The 17601-nt window shown below is 63.4% G+C and carries 18 protein-coding genes; 11 read left to right on the top strand and 7 right to left on the bottom strand.

Annotated features, from left to right (window positions below):
* The first annotated feature begins 1 nt into the window (after position 1).
* From FIV34_RS06155 to FIV34_RS06120, 8 genes are all read left to right on the top strand, one after another.
* Entirely contained in the window at positions 2 to 1678 is a 1677-nt protein-coding gene (locus tag FIV34_RS06155; protein WP_139980698.1) for a dihydroxyacetone kinase family protein, read from the top strand.
* A gap of 110 nt (positions 1679 to 1788) precedes the next feature.
* A complete protein-coding gene (locus FIV34_RS06150) occupies positions 1789 to 2079 on the top strand; it encodes a hypothetical protein (RefSeq protein WP_139980696.1) in 291 nt (96 codons plus the stop codon).
* Position 2080: 1 nt separating this feature from the next.
* On the top strand, positions 2081 to 3625 hold the full coding sequence (locus FIV34_RS06145) for a multicopper oxidase family protein (protein ID WP_139980694.1): 1545 nt from the start codon (positions 2081 to 2083) through the stop codon (positions 3623 to 3625).
* Positions 3622 to 4749, top strand: a complete 1128-nt coding sequence (locus FIV34_RS06140; RefSeq protein WP_139980692.1) for a hypothetical protein — start codon at positions 3622 to 3624, stop codon at positions 4747 to 4749. The genes FIV34_RS06145 and FIV34_RS06140 overlap by 4 nt, the downstream gene beginning before the upstream one ends.
* On the top strand, positions 4749 to 5300 hold the full coding sequence (locus tag FIV34_RS06135; protein ID WP_139980690.1) for an SCO family protein: 552 nt from the start codon (positions 4749 to 4751) through the stop codon (positions 5298 to 5300). The genes FIV34_RS06140 and FIV34_RS06135 overlap by 1 nt, the downstream gene beginning before the upstream one ends.
* Before the next feature lie 51 nt (positions 5301 to 5351).
* Positions 5352 to 5630, top strand: coding sequence for an EF-hand domain-containing protein (locus tag FIV34_RS06130; RefSeq protein WP_139980688.1), 279 nt, complete (start codon positions 5352 to 5354; stop codon positions 5628 to 5630).
* Positions 5631 to 5654: 24 nt separating this feature from the next.
* The gene (locus FIV34_RS06125; RefSeq protein ID WP_139980686.1) at positions 5655 to 6032 is read left to right on the top strand and encodes a hypothetical protein; all 378 of its coding nucleotides are present in this window, start codon (positions 5655 to 5657) and stop codon (positions 6030 to 6032) included.
* A 100-nt stretch (positions 6033 to 6132) separates the two neighbouring features.
* Positions 6133 to 7029: a helix-turn-helix transcriptional regulator gene (locus FIV34_RS06120; RefSeq protein ID WP_139980684.1), complete on the top strand. Its 897-nt coding sequence runs from the start codon at positions 6133 to 6135 to the stop codon at positions 7027 to 7029.
* Between the two features lie 65 nt (positions 7030 to 7094).
* Here FIV34_RS06120 and FIV34_RS06115 read toward each other — a convergent pair whose 3' ends face one another.
* Positions 7095 to 7586 carry a hypothetical protein gene (locus tag FIV34_RS06115; RefSeq protein WP_139980682.1) on the bottom strand — a complete coding sequence of 164 codons (492 nt, stop codon included), beginning with the start codon at positions 7584 to 7586 and terminating at the stop codon, positions 7095 to 7097.
* Positions 7587 to 7672: 86 nt separating this feature from the next.
* On the bottom strand, positions 7673 to 8188 hold the full coding sequence (locus tag FIV34_RS06110; RefSeq protein WP_139980680.1) for a hypothetical protein: 516 nt from the start codon (positions 8186 to 8188) through the stop codon (positions 7673 to 7675).
* A 279-nt stretch (positions 8189 to 8467) separates the two neighbouring features.
* Between FIV34_RS06110 and FIV34_RS21475 the strand changes: the two genes are divergently transcribed.
* Complete coding sequence (locus FIV34_RS21475) at positions 8468 to 8722, top strand: helix-turn-helix transcriptional regulator (protein ID WP_139980678.1); 255 nt, start codon at positions 8468 to 8470, stop codon at positions 8720 to 8722.
* 39 nt (positions 8723 to 8761) lie between these two features.
* On the opposite strand, the gene FIV34_RS06100 is transcribed toward FIV34_RS21475, so the two are convergent.
* The 4 genes from FIV34_RS06100 to FIV34_RS06085 are packed head-to-tail and all read right to left on the bottom strand — an operon-like array spanning position 8762 to position 12309.
* Positions 8762 to 9151 (bottom strand): DUF2750 domain-containing protein, encoded by a 390-nt coding sequence (locus FIV34_RS06100; RefSeq protein WP_170207525.1) that lies wholly within the window; start codon positions 9149 to 9151, stop codon positions 8762 to 8764.
* A gap of 28 nt (positions 9152 to 9179) precedes the next feature.
* Entirely contained in the window at positions 9180 to 10937 is a 1758-nt protein-coding gene (locus FIV34_RS06095) for a DUF2142 domain-containing protein (RefSeq protein ID WP_170207524.1), read from the bottom strand.
* Between the two features lie 47 nt (positions 10938 to 10984).
* Positions 10985 to 11326: an EamA family transporter gene (locus FIV34_RS06090; protein ID WP_139980672.1), complete on the bottom strand. Its 342-nt coding sequence runs from the start codon at positions 11324 to 11326 to the stop codon at positions 10985 to 10987.
* Complete coding sequence (locus tag FIV34_RS06085; protein ID WP_139980670.1) at positions 11323 to 12309, bottom strand: glycosyltransferase family 2 protein; 987 nt, start codon at positions 12307 to 12309, stop codon at positions 11323 to 11325. The genes FIV34_RS06090 and FIV34_RS06085 overlap by 4 nt, the downstream gene beginning before the upstream one ends.
* A 248-nt stretch (positions 12310 to 12557) precedes the next feature.
* Between FIV34_RS06085 and FIV34_RS06080 the strand changes: the two genes are divergently transcribed.
* Complete coding sequence (locus FIV34_RS06080; protein WP_139980667.1) at positions 12558 to 13859, top strand: ArnT family glycosyltransferase; 1302 nt, start codon at positions 12558 to 12560, stop codon at positions 13857 to 13859.
* 46 nt (positions 13860 to 13905) lie between these two features.
* Here the strand turns inward: FIV34_RS06080 and FIV34_RS06075 are convergent, their stop codons facing one another.
* Positions 13906 to 16002, bottom strand: coding sequence for a S9 family peptidase (locus FIV34_RS06075; protein WP_139980665.1), 2097 nt, complete (start codon positions 16000 to 16002; stop codon positions 13906 to 13908).
* 223 nt (positions 16003 to 16225) lie between these two features.
* Between FIV34_RS06075 and FIV34_RS06070 the strand changes: the two genes are divergently transcribed.
* Positions 16226 to 17596: a hypothetical protein gene (locus tag FIV34_RS06070; RefSeq protein ID WP_139980663.1), complete on the top strand. Its 1371-nt coding sequence runs from the start codon at positions 16226 to 16228 to the stop codon at positions 17594 to 17596.
* The last annotated feature ends 5 nt before the right edge of the window (positions 17597 to 17601 follow it).

Genomic DNA, 17601 nt, shown 5'->3' with positions numbered 1-17601 from the left:
CATGAAGAAGATCATCAACGATCCGCGCCATGTCGTCCGCGAGATGCTTGAAGGATCGGTATCCCGCTCGCCCGGACAGGCGCTGCTCTCGAACCAGAACGTGGTGGTACGCAAGGCGTACGACGGGAACGCCACCGTCGCCATCCTCTCGGGCGGTGGCAGCGGCCATGAACCCGCGCACGCGGGCTACGTCGGTGACGGCATGCTCGCAGCGGCGATCGCCGGCGACGTGTTTACCTCGCCGAGCGTCGACGCCGTGCTTGCAGCCATTCGCACCGTTGGCGGTACCGCGGGCGCCGTCCTTGTCGTGAAGAATTACACCGGCGACCGGCTCAATTTCGGGCTGGCCGCGGAGATGGCGCGTAGCGAAGGCATCCCCGTCGAGATCGTGACCGTGGCGGACGATGTAGCCCTGCGCGATACCGTCGCGGCGGACAAGCGGCGCGGCATCGCCGGTACCGTGCTTATCCATAAAGTGATCGGCGCCGCGGCTGCCGCCGGCCGATCCGTCACCGACGTGGCCGCCCTCGGCCGCCGTGCCGCGACAGGCCTGGGCTCGATGGGCGTGGCGCTCGGCGCCTGTACCGTCCCTGCCGCCGGCCGTCCGGGATTTAAGCTGGGCGATACAGAGATCGAATACGGACTCGGTATCCACGGCGAGCCCGGCGTGCGCAAGGGCCCCATCGCTCCCGCCGATGGCCTGGCCGAGACGGTGCTCTCCGCGATCATCGACGACCTCGCCCTCGCCCGTGGCCAGACCGTGGCCTTGCTGGTGAATGGGCTGGGCGCCACGCCGCCCATGGAACTGGACATCCTGCTCCGCGGCGCCCTGCACGTGCTCCACGGGCGAGGCATCAACGTGGCCCGCGCGTGGTGCGGCAACTTTCTCACCGCGCTGGATATGCCCGGCGCATCACTGTCCTTGCTGAAGGTGGACGACGAGCTGCTCGGCCTGCTGGACGCACCGGCCAGCGCACCGGCCTGGCCGGGCGGTGGCCAGCTCAACGACGCACCGATCCGCCAGGTGGCGGACGCGCCCGCCGAGGCGGCGGTGACCACCTCGTCCACACCGGCGGGTGAGGCCGTCCGCCGCGCAGCACACGCCGCCGCCCAGGCACTCCTCGCCGCCGAAGACGAGCTGACCGACCTCGATGCCAAAGCCGGCGATGGCGACCTCGGTGCCAGCCTGCGCCGCGGTGCCGAGGCCGTGCTCGCCCTGCCCGCCCACGCATGGCATTCCCCGGAATCGGCGCTGCGCCGCATGGCCGACGCGATGCGCCAGGCCATCGGCGGCAGCTCCGGGCCGTTCTACGCCACCGGCCTCATGCGCGCCGCCCGCGAACTCACCGGCGTGGCCGAGCCGACACCGCGCCAATGGCATGCGGCGCTGCAGGCGGCGGCGGATGCCATTGCCGATCTCGGCGGCGCGAAAGCCGGCGACCGGACCATGCTCGATGCGTTGTATCCGGCGGCCGACGCCTATAAGGCCGCCCTCGACGCGAACCTCGCGCCGTTCGAGGCGCTGGAGGCGCTGCACCTCGCCGCCACCCGCGGCGCCGAAGACACGGCCACCCTGCACGCCCGTGCCGGTCGCGCCGCGTACCTGGGCGACCGTGCCATGGGCATTGCCGATGGCGGTGCCGTGGCCGTGGCCATCTGGATGGGTGCCTTGCGCTAAGGGCGTTCGAATCCGAAACGAACCCTGCGATCCGGAAAGACCCCTGGCCCGCCCGCCCTGACCATAGCCCTGCCGGCATCTTCGGCCGGGGCTATCGTCAAGGGCACATCATGAAAGCAAACGTCTTCCTCGCCGGCGCGCTGTTCGGCGCGGTGGTCTCCGTCGGCTGCGCCGCTGTGGCGCAGGAGCGTCCGTTCGTCGATATCGGCGAGCGCCACGGCAACCTGCGCGACGCGCAGCAACACATCGTCGCGGCATGGCAGGCCATAAGCCGCGGCCAGCAGGCGAACAACGACGCACTGGGCGGCCATGCGGCCCGGGCGAAGGATCTGTTGAGCCAGGCGGATACCGAGATACGCCTCGCCGCGGACGTGGCCAACGAACACAACCGCAACTGGTGACATGGCGACGGCGGCGCATCACCGCTGGCGCGTGTGCCTGTGCATCGTGCTGGTCGCCTGTGCGGCCAGCGCGGTACGCGGTGCGCCCTCCGGTGACGAACTGCGCGAGCCGAAGCAATTCACCTATGGGGCCGACGGCGTCACCACGCTGACGCTGACGGCTGCGCAGACGAGGGTGATGGTTGGCGACACGCCGTACACCTCGCTCGTCTTCAACGGCGACTACGACGCCCCGCTGATCCGTACCCGCCCGGGCGGCACCATCCGGCTGACGCTGGATAACAAGATGGACGAACTGACCAACCTGCATTTCCACGGCATGCAGGTGTCGCCGCTGGACGATGGCGACAGCATATTTCGCGACACCGCCCCGCATACCACGGGCGAGTACGTACTGCGCTTGCCGGACGATCACTCGCCGGGCCCGTACTGGTACCACAGCCATTTTCATCGCGGCGCAGAGCGCCAGGTGTCGGGCGGCCTGTCTGGCCCGATCCTCGTTGACGGCCTCCTCGATCAGTTCCCGGAACTGCGCGCCGTGCGCGAACGCATCCTGGTGCTTCGCAATTTCCAGAAGACGTTCACCGGCCGCCTCGCCAGCGAAATCGTCACCGGATCCCCATCCATCCGAACCATCAACGGGCAGTTGCAACCGACCATTTCGATCAAGCCGGGCGAGACGCAGCTCTGGCACCTCTTCAACGTCGACGCCAACCAGTACTTTCGCATCCGTCTCGCTGGCCTGCGCGTCCAGGTGATCTCGCAGGATGCGGATACGGTGGTTAAAGACGTCACCACCGACGAGATGCTTATCGGCCCCTCCGCACGCATCAGCGTCCTGGTGACCGGCCCCGCAGCCGGCCGTTACGCCATGACGATGGGCTCCGCCAACACCGGCCCGGCGGGCGACACGTATCCCGCGCAGACGCTGGCCACCCTCGTCTCCGCCGGCGAGGCCGTGCCGACGGTACACATCACCAGCGCCTACCCAAGGATTCATGACCTGCGCCAGGATCCGATCGCCGCCAGCCGCCGCTTCGTCTTCCAGGATGCCGAGGATGATGGCAACACGTTCTACATCAATGGCCGTCGTTTCGATCCGGGCCGTGTGGATACCACGGTGAAGCTGGGCGATATCGAAGAGTGGACGCTGTTCAATCCCAGCCAGGAACTGCATCAGTTCCACATCCACCAGCTCGACTTCCAGGTGACGAAAATCAACGGCAAGCCGGTGGACTTCATCGGTTACCGCGACAACGTCTTCATCCCTGCACTCGGCTCGATCACGCTGCGGATTCCGTTCACGGATCCGGTGATTCTCGGCAAGTTCGTCTACCACTGTCACATCATGGAGCACGAAGACGGCGGCATGATGCAGGTGATCCAGGTGGTGCGCCCGGCGGACTATGCTGAAGCCGTGAAGCTGGAACCGCTTGGTGGCATCTACGGCGACAACCAGACCTGCGCCTACCTGCGTAACACGGGGCGCGACGCCATCGACAAGACGGCGCCGGCGAATGCGCGGCCGCTGGGCGGCGCGCCGTGAAGGCCCGCCACGCGCTGGCGGTGACCTGCGCACTCTGTGCGTGCGGGGTTGCGCAGGCCTCGTCCGGGCGCTACCCCGGCTTCGGCATCGATTACGGTACCGCCATACAGTACGACTTCAGCGGACTGAAAGCGCAGGACCAGTCCAACAAGGTCACGACGGACGGCTACTTCGACATCACCAACGACCTGCATTTCCGCTTCAACCCGAACAACGAGATCTGGCTGAGCACGGAAATCAGCCCGGTGACCTCTGCCCGCCCGGGCGAGCGGCGCTGGCTCGGCGGAAGTGGGCTTCAGGTCGCCGACCTCAACTGGTACCACCAGGATGAATTCGATACCTGGCGGCTGGGCAAGCTTGACCTGCCATTCGGGCGTGCGCAGAGTGCGGCGCCGGGCCTGTATACGGGCGATTTCGTCGCGCCCTATGCGCTGGGCGGGGTGATCGGAGCGAGCTACGCGCGGCGATTCTCCTCGTACACCCTGGGTACGCTGGCGCCGAGCATCAGCGTGTACGCGGCGGATACATCTGTCCTGAGCCGGGCGTATTTCCGTCCTTCCACGCAGGCGCGCCGTTCCGACGGTGGCGCGACGAATACCGGCAAGCCGAACAACGTGGCTGCCGTGCTCAACTGGCGTGCACCCGCGTCGCTACCCTACATCGAGGTGCAGCTGGGCTACATGGCCAACCACAAGGGCGATACCAACGCCGCGAATCCCATGGCGGCGAACGAACAATCGCGCACGGCGTCCGTGCGTTACCTGATTCCCTTCGAGCCCACGACGCAGCTTCTGCCGACGCTGGCCGCGCGCTACGTCGACATCGTGCCCTTCGTCGAATACGTCCGCACGCACAACGAGAACGGACAGCCGGGATTCGACACGACCTACCTCACCACCTCACTCACGCTGGATACCGGACGCCTCGCCTGGGGCCTGACCCACACCAACCGGCATATCTCACCGGCAGGCTCGCCGAGCAGCACGGAGTACCTCACCGAGGCGAGCGTGGTGTACCACCTCACCGGGCTTATCGATGTCGGTCTATCGGGTGGCCGGTCGAGGCAGGCGGGAGAAACATCCAACCTGCTTGTCGTGCAGGTCGTGCTGAACGGGGCCTTCTGATGACGCGCTGGCTCGTCTTCCTCGGCCTTCTCGCGGCGATGCCGGATACACCGGCGGCCACGCCGGATGTCGGCGGCCCGTTCCATCTGGTGGACCAGGACGGCCACGCTGTCAGCGACCGGACCTATCGCGGCAAGCCGCTGCTGATGTACTTCGGCTACACCTCATGCCCGGACATCTGCCCGGTGGACGTGGCCAAGGTCGTGCAGGTGGCGCGCAGCGTGCGCGAGGCCACGGGCGTGGACGTCACGCCCGTCTTCGTCACGATCGATCCCGAGCGTGATACCGCGGCGCGGATGAAGGCTTACGTCCGCGCGTTTGGCCCCGACGTCGTCGGCCTGACCGGATCGGCCGACCAGATCCGGCAGGTGACTGACGCCTACCACGTGTATTTCAACAAGGTGCCGGCGAACGGCAGTTACCTCATGGACCATTCCACCGTGCTTTACCTCGTCGGCCCCGAAGGCACCCTGCTCGACCACTTCGGCCGCAAGGTCCCCGAACAGGACGTCGCCGCGCGCGTCGCGGCCACCCTGAAGGCGCATCGCTAGCGCCATCCCTGGCCGGCTGCGCCGGCTGCCATCCATGCACAGGAGCCTCCCATGTCCATCTCACCGCGCCTCACCCTGCTCACCCTCGCGCTGGTCGGCGCCGCCTCGTTCAGCACGCTTGCGCTGGCTGACGGCGACAAGAGCTATCCGTCGTTCAAGTCCCTCGCCGGAAGCAGCAAGATGATTGATCGCGACATCATCACCCCTGCGCTCGAAAAGAAGTACCCGAAGCTGGAAGGCCTGAAGAGCCATTGGGACGAAGCCGACATGGACCACGATGGCAAGCTCAACCAGAAGGAGTACGACGACTACGTGTCGGTCACGCATTGACGCCTTGCCGCTGCGGCGCCACCGATGACATCGTCACGCCGGGCCCTGACGGCATTTCACCGGGCTGTCCTCGACGTACGCGCTCGCCGCGTGGCCGTCGAGGATTTCCAGCGCACGCTGTATGCCAGCGAAGGCCTGATCCTGATCAACGGCACGCACCCGACGGTGGCGACGCCCCTGGTGTCGACGGCGCGCGGGCCCTCCTGCCTGGTCGTCTTCTCCACCCAGGCCCTGGCCCGCAAGGACGCCGCCCAGCACCGGGGCTACTGGCCCTGGCAGACCGAGCTGTGGTGGCTGGTGGCCGGTTTACCCCGGGATTGGGGCCTGCTGATCAATCCGGGCGGCCCGACCATCCGCCTGGACGCCGCCTGCTGGCAGGGGTTGCGCTGGCCGGCCCCCTAATGCCAACGGAATATTGCGAATACGTCGAATCGGTGCCTAGTATTCAGGCAGTGCGCGGAGCGCCAAAGGGGGTCACCGGTTCTGCATCGGGAGAGCAGCCGTGTCGATTCGCATCATGGCGACAGGGGAACCAGGGAATCCCGTGGTACACCGGGAGCTGGCCTGGCGTGTGCCGCGCCTGCAGGCCGGGCGCAGCGAGCCGGTCGTGGCATCGCGATGGGTATCCCCGGCGATCGACGGCCTCAGCGCGATGACCCCACCCGATGCACATGTGGTGGCCATCTTTCTTCGCCCCACCCGCGGAGTTCTTCACGTGGATGGCGAGCCGCTCTACGCAGGCCCCCTTCCCGCCGGCACGGCCCTGGTGACCACGCCGAGGCAGGAAATCACCGCCGCGTTCCTGGAACCGGTCGACACCCTGCACCTGTCCATGCATAACGGATTCGTCGCGGCGCACGGGATCGCTCCCGGCGAGATCGCCACGGCACCGGCGCTGGCGGGTATGTATCGCGATGAGGCCATCGAAACGCTCGCGCGTGCCTTGCTTGCCACGCACGAAGCCGGCTGCATGGCGGGGTGCGCGGAGACCCTTGGCAAACCGATCGTCGCGCGCCTGCGCCACCTGTGCACGGAAGGCGCCCGATGGAGTGGCGCACAGCGACGCGTCAGCCTGCAGAACTGGCGGCTCGCCCGGGTGAGCCATTACGTCCACGCCAATCTCGACAAGCCGATCACCCTGGCGGATATCGCTCGCGCCGCGGGCCTGTCGCCCATGCACTTCGCCGCGAAGTTCCGCGCGGCCACGGGGCACAAGCCGCATGATTACCTGCAGCTATGCCGCATTGAGAGGGCGAAGGACCTGCTGGCCGAGGGAAACCGGTCGCTGATTGATATTGCGATGGAGGTGGGGTTCCGCACGCAGGCGCACTTCACGACGGTGTTCAAGCGGTTTGCGGGGAGGACGCCGCATTCTTGGCGGGTGGAGTTGCGGGATTAGGGTGACGTGACCCGCGCGAATGCGCGGCTCAGTCCGCGGCCAGCACTTCCATTGCTGCTATCGATTCATACCACTTTCTTGCGGAAGGTGACGCACTCAATTAGCCCAAGGATAGCCAGCGCCGAGAGAATGCCCGTGAGCGCAAAGATAATCCAGCCGAAGAGCAGAAGTGTTTGGAAGGAAGTCCCAAAGTGAAAAACGCGAATATCGCCGCCGCGTTCATTTGCCAGGAAAAGCAGGGACAGTCCCAGCAGGAACAATGACGCCAGGCCGGATTTGACGCGCCTGGCAGCCGTGAAGTCGGAACCGAACTTGTTAACAACAGGGAATCCGAACTTAAGACACACGGCCACGAACATCGCAATGAACGCGGGGCAGACGAAGAAATAGTAGATCTCGGAAAGCTCCTGATAGCTTGACTCACTTGCCCAGCGACGCGCAGGCACAAATGACATTGCACGCACCCAGGTAAGCAGCCTTTCGCAGAGTGCTCGGTCGTTGGATGCCATATAGGTAAGTGAGGCGGAGACAAGCGCCACGAGCACGAACAGTGCCATGCACCACTTTATGCAGGTGATTTTTGTGGTCAAGCTAACTGCCTGATGTGGTTGTATCCGTTCATTGGCGTCCATATTTCTCACAGTTAGCTGAGGGGCGCAAAAACGCGGCGCAGGCCGATAACGCCCATCCCCATCAGGCAACCACCGATGGCAAAGGGGATCCAGCCGAGCACGAGGAGCTGGGGTAACTGCGTGCCGACGGGCATGCCCAACACTTCTTCCCCGTCCATCGCCCACAGCGTGGCACCCCCAAAGGCGATCATGAAAAGGCTGCCGAAGCCCATCTTCACCTCGAAGTCGTCGGGACGGTGCGCGCGCGTATCGCCATCGTCCGGCCTCCAGAAGTGCGTCACGACCGCGGCTAGCGATGCCGGGAAAACAGGGGAGGCCCACAAGAAGTAGATCGCCGTGAGATCGGGAAAATCCGAGCCCGTGGCCCGGAAGCGTGCAGGGACGGGCACGGCGTTCACGAGTCCCGTCAGATTCGCCCACGCGCGTGCGTTTACCGAGGCGAGATACGTCATCACGGCCGCCAGGCCAATAGCCAACACAATGACGCCGATAAGCCAGCGATACGCCGAAATGCCCATATTCGTCATGCCACCCGTCACAGCCACTCCCCCCTGAGAGCCATACCCTTCATGCCCGACGCGTGAAACGCGGAGCGATTCGCAGATTTTAGCGAACCGGCGGTGACTGGTCTGTAGGACTTCGCCTACGCGACGCCCCCCATTTGGCTGGCGAACCAGAGGATCTCATGGAGCACCAAGAGCAGGCCTGGCACGTGCCGCGCTTGCCGTCCGGGAGCAGCGAGCCCGTGGTGGCGTCGCGTTGGGCATCCCCACCGATCGACGGCCCCAGCGCGACGACCCCAATCGATGCGCACGTGGTGGCCAGCCACTCTACGCAGGCCCGCTTCCCGCCGGCACGCCCCTGATACAGGGCACAAGCCGCATGATTACCTGCAGCTGTGTCGCATCGAGCGGGCGAAGGACCTGCTGGCCGAGGGAAACCGGTCGCTGATTGATATTGCGATGGAGGTGGGCTTTCGGACGCAGGCGCACTTTACGACGGTGTTCCAGCGGGTTGCGGGGAGGACGCCGCATTCGTGGCGGAGCGGCTTGCACGACTAAGCCGAACTCTCGCCGCCGACTACGGCGACCTTCGCGACGCTAGTACCACTCATCTTCGTAGTCTCGCAGTCGCTTTGCGAGATCATAGGGCGGCATCAGCACGCCTGCGTCCGTAGGCGTATAAAACACCCCTACAGCCATCCGCTGCTCGTTCAGATTCGGAATAAAGGTGTCCAGGAACAGGTCAAGAGGCATTGATGCGGGCACGCATCTCGCCCATTCGCCGACACAGCAAAGCTGGGCGTAATCGTCAAAGGGCCACACCTGAAAAACCTTCAGACCGGATGAATTCTCCGACAGTTTCCAGCCGTCTTCCTTTATGCCCCAGACCTCTTCATAACCCACGGCTCTCTTAATGAAGTAGTCAACGCGCTCATCCGCCGATAGCGAACAAACGGCAGCTACCTCTTGTTCTCGCAAAGCAGCCATCACTTCACCGGTCGTATATCGCAGTCTGTCACCGCGCGACCCCGGCCGGACAGCCCGTTGTCGTCGTCGTGTGTCCCGAAGTATCCGTGGCAACGACGCAAGCCATCTGCACGGCATCCCCAAGGCGAACATTCCAGATGCCCACCCCATCGCCATCACTCGAAACAATCTCCATACCTACATATCGCTTGCCCTCGAGTGCGAAGTGATAGTACTGATTGTCGGCCAGGGACGACAGAACAAACGGCCGTAGAGTCACCTGCCCGTCGCGCGTCCACGCACGCAGCTCTGCATTACCGGAAGGAATTAGGCCACCCCTTCCAAAGCCAACATCGATGCTGGAAAGCTCTGCTGGCTGTGCTGCTTGCTCCGCGCTTAACATGACCGCGAGCGATCCACCCTTGCTCAGCTGCGGTGTCAAGACGAGCGCGGGGCGAAGCGCGTCACCTGCTGGCATGTCTTGCGTGAGGTAGCGCGCCGCCAATGCCTGCGGGGTTACGAACGTAGCAATCAACAAGATGACGGCTGCGGCACCAATTGCAACTCGATTCAGTGCGCTGAAACGATCGGTTCTACCGGCGCCGATGGCAAAAGCCAGAGCAAGCGCGGGAATCGTGAAGTAGCGCCCCTGGACACCCCGGATAATCGGCGAATCACCCGCGGTCCACTGCACCAGCATGGCAAGGTAGGTCATGAGGACCATGCCAATGGCGCAAATAACGAGGAGGACGCGAGCAGTGCGCTGCTCGCGGTTGTCGTCCGGCGAGAACGAAAACGCTGCCGCAATCAGAAGAAGAACGCCGAAAATGGCGTAAGTCGAGGCCGAGAGTGAGGTATCCAGCCAGCCAAGCGTCCCGATAAATGAGGAAAAATAAAACCCGCGCATGTCGGGATTCGCAAGCGTTGCGTAAAGCTTTTCAAAGAATGAAAACGGATGAATCAGATAAGACGCGAGCCTCATCCCATGGTCAATACTGTGGGGCCCAGGCGGATAGACCGTCGTCCTGATGGTCAACAGCGTCCAGGTGACGACCAGCACGCTGAGCGCGACCGCCACTACCATGCTCCGTCGGTCACGCAGGAACCACCACACGGCGAAGGCGAGAAGGAGAAACGGCGCGGCGTTGGCACGGCAGGTGGCCAGCAGAAAGAGCGATGCGGCGAAGGTCCAAAACACCCATCGCGGAGCAGCACCCCGCTCGGTGGAAAGCCGCATGAATGTGGCCAGGCATAGAGCAGCCACCGAAGTCGCCATGCCGTCGAGCGTGGGCGATGCGACGAGGAACAGATTCATAGGAAGCGCGAGGATCGCCAGCATCGCCGCCGGCGGCGGGTAAATTCGGCACGCAAGTGACAGGAGCAGAATGCAGCTCACCAACGCGGCCAGCCGCGCCAGTTGGTACGAACTGCTGACCGACAAACCCAATCCCTTGCTTACCGATAGCGCGACGGCCTCCGGCGCGTACAAGGCGGGAAAGTAATACGCCGTCGGTGCGGGGGCCACGAACGTATCTTTGCCCGCCCAGCGGATTGCGCCCGCACGGGCCAGTTCAGTGGCAGAGATTTTCTGGTCCTTGTGATGGGGTAAAGCTCCAAATACGTCCATGAATTCGAGCATACCGGTGTCGACCGCACCACCGGAGGGCGAACCGTGCACGGAATGAAGCAAGAGTTGCCCCTGGCCAATCATGTAGGCGCGCTGGATGTGGTCGAATTCGTCGGGCGCGCTAAATGGCGGGGTTAGCGCGGCGATGACAGCCGAAATGACGAATAGTGCAAGCAACATTCCAGGCCAGATCCCGGCCGTTGGCCGTGAAACGGTGTTTGACGCCGTCATGCCGACCTCACTGCAATGACGATGCCCGAAATGATGAGCGCCACACCTACAAAATACTGAGGCTGAAAACGCTCACCGAAGACGAGATGACTACCCAAAGGCACGATGACGAAAGCCAGTGCCATCAGAGGATAAACCTTACCTAGGTCAGCCTTCTGCAAAACCCAGATCCATGCCACGGTCATCACACCATAGAGGGCGAAGGAGGCGAAAAGGACGACCATGGTGGACGGGTCAAACCAGCTGCCAGTTTTCTGAAGCGAAGCGGCGCTAAGCTTGAAGAGAATCTGACCGCAGGCGATCCCGACGACGCAAAAGAGAGCAATGAGGTAGGTCACGGCGGCAATGTCTTGATAAGTGCAGAACGACTAAGTTGTGCGTGGATTGGCCGCTTTGGCGTTGAGCTAACGTCAAAGCCAATGAAGGCAAGCACCAACTGAACACCAAGAATGATCGGCATGGCTGCAAGCATCACTGTACCGCTACTTGCAACAACACCCGTGGCTTCCGACAAAGACCACTGAATGGCTCCGTAAATGATGCCAAAGGCAATCGACAGCAAACCGAACGGAAGCTCAAATGAAGCCAGCGACATGTCACGCAGGTAGTAGTTGTAGAATATTCGCTTAACGAAATTGATCATATTCTTGCTCAAGAACTCGCTAAAAACGGCCGATATCTTGAGGTTACTTATTTCGTCGGCGTACTTCGCGTGCATCGGCACGTCCACGGCAACTGCACGCAGCGTTCCAAGGCGAAAAAGCATATCCGTCTCAAAAAAATAGCGCTTACTTATCTTCTCGAACGGCAGGTGCGAAGCGACATCGCGATGTATCGCCGTAAAGCCGTTGGTAGGATCGAACAGGTCCCAGTACCCCGACGAGATCTTTGTAAGAATCGACAGTCCGGCATTTCCAAAGAGGCGCGCCTTGGGCATGGCATGAATTTCCTCGAGGTCGAAGAATCGGTTCCCTTTGGTGTAATCGGCCTGCCCGGCAAGAATCGGCGCCACGAACCGCGGCACGAGTGACGGGTCCATCTGGCCGTCGCCGTCCACCTTCACAATTACCTCGACGTTGTCAGCAATGGCCGCGCGGTATCCAGTCAGCACCGCCCCGCCCACACCCTGATTCGAAGCGTGCCGAATCACCCTAACGCGCGGGTCATTGCACGACGCTTCAACGAGATCGCCGCTGTTTTCTGGGCAGCAATCGTCGACCACGTAAATCCGTTCGACCTCGGGACCGATGGCGGCGAGGACTCCGAGAATGTGTTTGCGAACCCTATAACTGGGTATGACTACCCCTACGCGCCTGTCCATTGAATCCTTCCGCCTCGCTTTGCCGCCGATCTCGCCCCCTGCCCCCGACCCCAGGGCCACCAAGCATAACGTGGCGGGGTGCGCAAATCTTAGCCACGGATGGCCCTAATGTCTCTAATGGCTCGCGCCCACATGCCTTCATTTGGCTATAGTGGCGCCTGCCCGCGCGACACACGGGAGCTACGAATGTCCGATCCAATGGATTCGGCCGCACGGGGCATCATCGCCCGACCACGGGGAGTACGGCATTGCCCTGGACCAAACGACAGATTCTCGCGGCGGCCGCCATCGCCCTTGTCGCGCTAATCGTACGAATCGCTTATGTGCATACCGCCGTGGTGGATCATCCACTGCGAGGTGACACATTGCAGTATTTCGCTTACGCGCTGAATCTCATAGATCATCACGTTTTCTCCCTGGTGCCGCCCGGCGCCGTACCCACGCCCGATAGCTTCAGGGACCCAGGCTATCCGGTGTTCCTCGCGCTGCTGATCAAGGGCTTCGGTCGCCATCAGGCCTTTTATTCCGCCACACTTGATGTCCAGGCTGGCCTCGCGGCGCTGACGGTCCTGATCTACATAGTTCTCGCCCGCCGCTGGCTCGGCATGGGCATCGCCCTTTTTGTCGGTATTGGGCTGGCGTTGTGGCCTCATGCCATCACGTTGGCAGGGTACGTGTTGAGCGAAACGCTTATGGGTTTCCTTGTCGCAGCGGGCCTCTTGCTGACACAGGCCGCGACAGACCGGCGGCGACCTGTCCTCTTCGCGATCGCCGGGATCGTGCTCGGCCTCGCCACGCTGACCAACGCGACATTCGCTCCGGTCGTGCTGCTCTTCGCGGGGGTCGCGATGTGGAAGGACCTGCCATCACGCCGCTCATGGGCGGTTCTTCTTGTCGCATCACTTCTACCGGTGGCGGCATGGGGCGTTCGCGGCGCCATGCTGCCACCAGGACAGTCGGCGGGCGATCGCATCGCCATCAACCTGATTCAAGGTTCATGGCCCGAGTATCACGATGCCTGGCGCTCGTCACTGGAGCGAGGCGACGCCAAGTCGATCTCCACGATCCAGCGCATGGATGCAGAGTATCAGCTCGTCAAGCGCGACCTTCCCCAGGGGCTGGACGCCTTGGCTCAACGGATGAGAAGTGAGCCGTGGCGCTATATGTCCTGGTACGCAGGTAAACCCGTCGAACTGTGGGGATGGAGCATCGGCGTTGGCATGGGCGACATCTATGTGTTCCCCACGTACAACTCGCCGTTGTCGGGTAACGGCATCCTGCGCGTCACCACGGACATCATGTTCTTCGCATCACCGTTAGTGCTTGGCCTTGCCACCGTGGGCTTGATCATCCTGCTGACGCGCCGCCGCGCATGGCCCCCCGCGCTGTGGCTGGGTGCGCTTGCCGTGTGCGTGATCACCGCCATCTTCACGGCCCTGCAATGCGATGCACGTTACGCGGTGCCCTACCGCGGCATCGAGTGGATGCTCGCTGGCGTGGCGCTGCACACGCTGGTGACGCTACGCAGGCGCGCTGTTACCCATCCCTGAAATGAGAACGGCGACCCTTTGGTCGCCGTTCTTTTTACAGCTTTGCTTACTTGGCGCTGGCCTCGGGAGCCGTCCACTCCTTCAACCACGCATTCACCGTTTCATGCCACTGCACGCTGTTCTGCGGCTTGAGCACCCAGTGGTTCTCATCCGGGAAGTGCAGGAACTTGCTCGGGATGCCGCGGCGCTGGAGCGCGGTGAAGGCACCCATGCCCTGGGTTTCCGGGATGCGGAAGTCCTTCCCGCCGTGGATGACCAGCATCGGCACGCGCCAGTCCTTCACGTGGTTGATCGGGTTGAACCGCTCGTAGTTCTGCGGGTTGTCGAACTGCGTGCCGCCGTTCTCCTTCTCTTCGAACCACAGCTCTTCGGTGTCGTAGTACATGGCGCGGGCGTCGAACACGCCGTCGTGGTCGACCAGGCACTTCCACGGCTGGTTCCAGTTACCGGCCATCCAGTAGACCATGTAGCCGCCGTAGCTGGCGCCGAGGGCGCAGGCACGGTTACCGTCGAGGAAGCTGTACTTCTGCAGGGCGGCGCTCCAGCCGGCCTTCAGGTCTTCCAGCGGCTTACCGCCCCAGTCACCGGAGATGGAATCGGTGAAGGCCTGGCCGTAGCCGGTGGACCCGTGGAAGTTGACCGTGACGACAGCGAAGCCCTGGCCGGCATACGTCTGGGCGTTCCAGCGGTAGCTCCAGCTGTTGGTCATGGCGCCCTGCGGGCCGCCGTGGATGATGAAGGCGACCGGATAGGTCTTGCCCTTCTTGTAGCCCACCGGCTTCACGACGTAGCCCTGCACCGTCTCGTTGTTCCAGCCCTTGAAGGTGAAGAACTCCGGCTCACCCACCTGGGCGGCCTTCATGCGCTTTGCGTTGTAGTGGGTGATCTGCTTGAGGCTCTTGCCCTTCAGGTCGGCCGTGTACAGATCGGCCGGGCGCTTCAGGTCGTCACGCGAAAGCAGGATCTTCTTGTCGCCCAGGGCGAAGGCGCCGACGTTGCCGTCGGTGACCAGGGTGGTGACCTTGCCGGTGGCGACGTCGATGGCGAACAGCGGGTGCTTGCCGTTGTCGTCGGTGGTGGTGTAGAGGGTCTTGCCGTCGGCGGAGATCTGCAGGGTGCCCGCGGAACGATCCCACGACGGATCGATCTCGCGCTTGCTGCCGCTGGCGAGGTCCAGGGCCCAGATGCCGAAACGGTCAGCTTCGGAACCCGGGTCCTTCATGGCGGTGTAGTACAGCGTCTTGCCATCCGGCGACACGAGCGGGTTGGCATCCCACGCCTTGTTGTCGGCCGTGAGGTTGGCCGGGTTGACCGAGCCGTCGGCGGGCACGCTGTAAAGGTCGAAGTTGGTGGACCAGGGCTCGGTGGTGCCGGCGATGCGGGCATCGAAGAACACGGTCTTGCCGTCAGGCGAGAAGGTGAACTCGTCTTCGCTGCCGAACGGCTTGCTCGGCACGTCGCCGTCGATGCCCTTGCTCAGCAGCACGGGCTGCGAGGGGGCGTTGGCATCGGCGATGAAAAGCTGGGCGCGGCGGCCGTCAGCCCAGGTGTCCCAGTGGCGCACGAAGAGCTTGTCGTACACCGTGCCGGTGGACTTGTCCTTCTCGCGGCCGTCCAGGCGCTCCTTGGTGCAGCTGAGGTCGGCGCAGTCGGTGAACACGTCGTAGCTAAGGAGCAGCTTCGAACCATCCGGGGAGAGCTTGTAGGCGTTGACGTCCAGGGGGCCGTCGGTGACGGCGTCGCCGGTGGCAACCGTCAGGGCCAGGCCCTTGCCGCCCTGGCCTGCATCGAAGGAGCGATGGAAAATCTGGGCGGTGCCGTCCTTGGGGGCCACGTAATAGATGGACTTGCCATCCGGGGCCCAGCGCGCTGAGGAGCCCTTCTCGACCACCTTGACCGCCTGGGGCGGCTTGTCGAGATCCATCACGTAGAGGGAGGTCACCCCCTTATTGGCGGCGTAATCGGTGGAACGCAGCGAAAACAGGGCGTAGTGGCCGTCCGGGGAGAGCTGGGGGTCGCCTACGCGGTCCATCATGACAAGGTCGCGGATGGAAAACGGGTGCGCGGCGGTGCTGTCGGCATCGGCGGCCAGGACGGGGCCGGAGGCCAGCGCGAGGGCCAGCGCGGCGAGTAACGGTTTCATGGGTGCTCCCTTGGGATTGTGCTTTGCGGGGACGGTACGGGGAGCGCCGGTCTAGCGCAAGCCACGGAAAGCGGCAGTCGGCCGGGTGTAAAATCTTTGCACCACCGCGCGGGAACAGGGATGGGCATGCCGTATGCTACGTCCCGCTCGGCGCCCAATGTGCCGTCCGCAGCTCAATCAGGGGAACGTATGCTCGAGCGTCACACACGCTCCGGATCGCCGGATGCTTGATGAAACCAATGTATCCAGGGATTGGGTACGTCACCACATGGCCTGGGTCATTGCCGTCGCTTCCGCCTTGCTAGCCATCGGCGCTCGCTGGTATTTCGTCACCCACGCGCAGGTATATCAACCGCTTGATCGCGCCGGTTATTGGGGCGATGCCCAGGAGTACTACTGGTACGCCTGGAATCTTGTCCACCACGGGGTATTTTCGCAGGATTTCGGCGGAGCCCTCCACCCGGTCATAGCCGATAGCTACCGAGATCCAGGGTATCCCGTCTTCCTGGCGCTTTTCATGGCGCTTACCGGCTCGTTCGAGGAATGGTATGCCAGCGTGCTTCTCTCGCACGTAGTTCTCGGCGGGATCACAGTTGCCTGCATCATCCTGGCACTGCGACGCACCCTGCCTTGGTGGATGCTCACGCTCGTCGGCGCAGGCCTGGCACTGTGGCCGCATTCCGTTAGCATCACTGCCTACGTTTTCACGGAAAACCTTTCGGCACCGCTCTGGGCCGCCGCCGTCCTGGCGATACGCGAGGCATCGGTACGCAATTCATTACCCTGGACGATCGCCGCGGCGCTGGCGCTGGCAGCGGCAGGCCTCACGAACTCCGTACTCGCGCCCCTGGTCCTCCCCCTGGCGGCGATGTTGGGGTGGAAGCGCCTGCTCCCCACCCGCCTGGTCGCGATCCTCGTTATTCTGGTCGTCATCACGATGGGAGCATGGGCGATACGGAACGCATCGGTCACGACCGGGCCCTCGTCGGCACACCGCATTGCCATGAACCTCGTGCAGGGCTCGTGGCCAACTTACCATATGGCCGCCCAGCTCGACGCACGCCACGTTGAAGCGGGAACGGCGACGATGCGCGCGATAGGGAATGAGATCACCGCATTTGACGCCTCGCCCGCCGCGGGATGGCAAATGATGTGGCAACGCATAAGCCGGTCGCCGGGTACGCATCTCGCATGGTATCTGAGCAAACCCGCCCTCCTGTGGGGCTGGCAGGTCGGACTGGGCGCCGGGGACATTTATGTCGCACCAACGAGGAATTCGCCCTACGTCACGCAACCGTTCTGGCGTGGAATGGAGGCAGTCGCATTCTCCCTAAACTATGTCATCGCACTGCTCGCGCTCGGAGGCGTGGGCGTCGCCCTATGGCAGAGAGGATGCGACCCATCCCTGCTGGTCCTGGCAGTCACCGTAACCTGGGTCACCCTGGTCTACGGGGCCCTCCAGTCGGATTCACGCTATTCCATACCATTCCGGGGAGCGGAGCTCGCATTGGCGGCCGGATTCGTCGTCAATGCCATACGGTACCGGCGACAGCGGCACGCGGCACTACACGCCAGACCAGAGAACGAAGTATGAAACTC

Origin of the sequence: Luteibacter pinisoli, from assembly GCF_006385595.1 — a bacterium.
Taxonomy (GTDB): Bacteria; Pseudomonadota; Gammaproteobacteria; order Xanthomonadales; family Rhodanobacteraceae; genus Luteibacter; species Luteibacter pinisoli.
Note: the sequence above shows the minus strand (reverse complement) of the source record. Positions and strands in the feature narration are given on the sequence as shown.

Coding starts and splice junctions, on each gene's coding strand:
- FIV34_RS06155 (WP_139980698.1), top strand. CDS start 2: ATGAAGAAGATCATCAACGATCCGCGCCATGTCGTCCGCGAGATGCTT.
- FIV34_RS06150 (WP_139980696.1), top strand. CDS start 1,789: ATGAAAGCAAACGTCTTCCTCGCCGGCGCGCTGTTCGGCGCGGTGGTC.
- FIV34_RS06145 (WP_139980694.1), top strand. CDS start 2,081: ATGGCGACGGCGGCGCATCACCGCTGGCGCGTGTGCCTGTGCATCGTG.
- FIV34_RS06135 (WP_139980690.1), top strand. CDS start 4,749: ATGACGCGCTGGCTCGTCTTCCTCGGCCTTCTCGCGGCGATGCCGGAT.
- FIV34_RS06130 (WP_139980688.1), top strand. CDS start 5,352: ATGTCCATCTCACCGCGCCTCACCCTGCTCACCCTCGCGCTGGTCGGC.
- FIV34_RS06125 (WP_139980686.1), top strand. CDS start 5,655: ATGACATCGTCACGCCGGGCCCTGACGGCATTTCACCGGGCTGTCCTC.
- FIV34_RS06115 (WP_139980682.1), bottom strand. CDS start 7,586: ATGGCACTGTTCGTGCTCGTGGCGCTTGTCTCCGCCTCACTTACCTAT.
- FIV34_RS06110 (WP_139980680.1), bottom strand. CDS start 8,188: ATGACGAATATGGGCATTTCGGCGTATCGCTGGCTTATCGGCGTCATT.
- FIV34_RS21475 (WP_139980678.1), top strand. CDS start 8,468: ATGCGCACGTGGTGGCCAGCCACTCTACGCAGGCCCGCTTCCCGCCGG.
- FIV34_RS06100 (WP_170207525.1), bottom strand. CDS start 9,151: ATGGCTGCTTTGCGAGAACAAGAGGTAGCTGCCGTTTGTTCGCTATCG.
- FIV34_RS06095 (WP_170207524.1), bottom strand. CDS start 10,937: ATGTTGCTTGCACTATTCGTCATTTCGGCTGTCATCGCCGCGCTAACC.
- FIV34_RS06085 (WP_139980670.1), bottom strand. CDS start 12,309: ATGGACAGGCGCGTAGGGGTAGTCATACCCAGTTATAGGGTTCGCAAA.
- FIV34_RS06075 (WP_139980665.1), bottom strand. CDS start 16,002: ATGAAACCGTTACTCGCCGCGCTGGCCCTCGCGCTGGCCTCCGGCCCC.
- FIV34_RS06070 (WP_139980663.1), top strand. CDS start 16,226: ATGCTTGATGAAACCAATGTATCCAGGGATTGGGTACGTCACCACATG.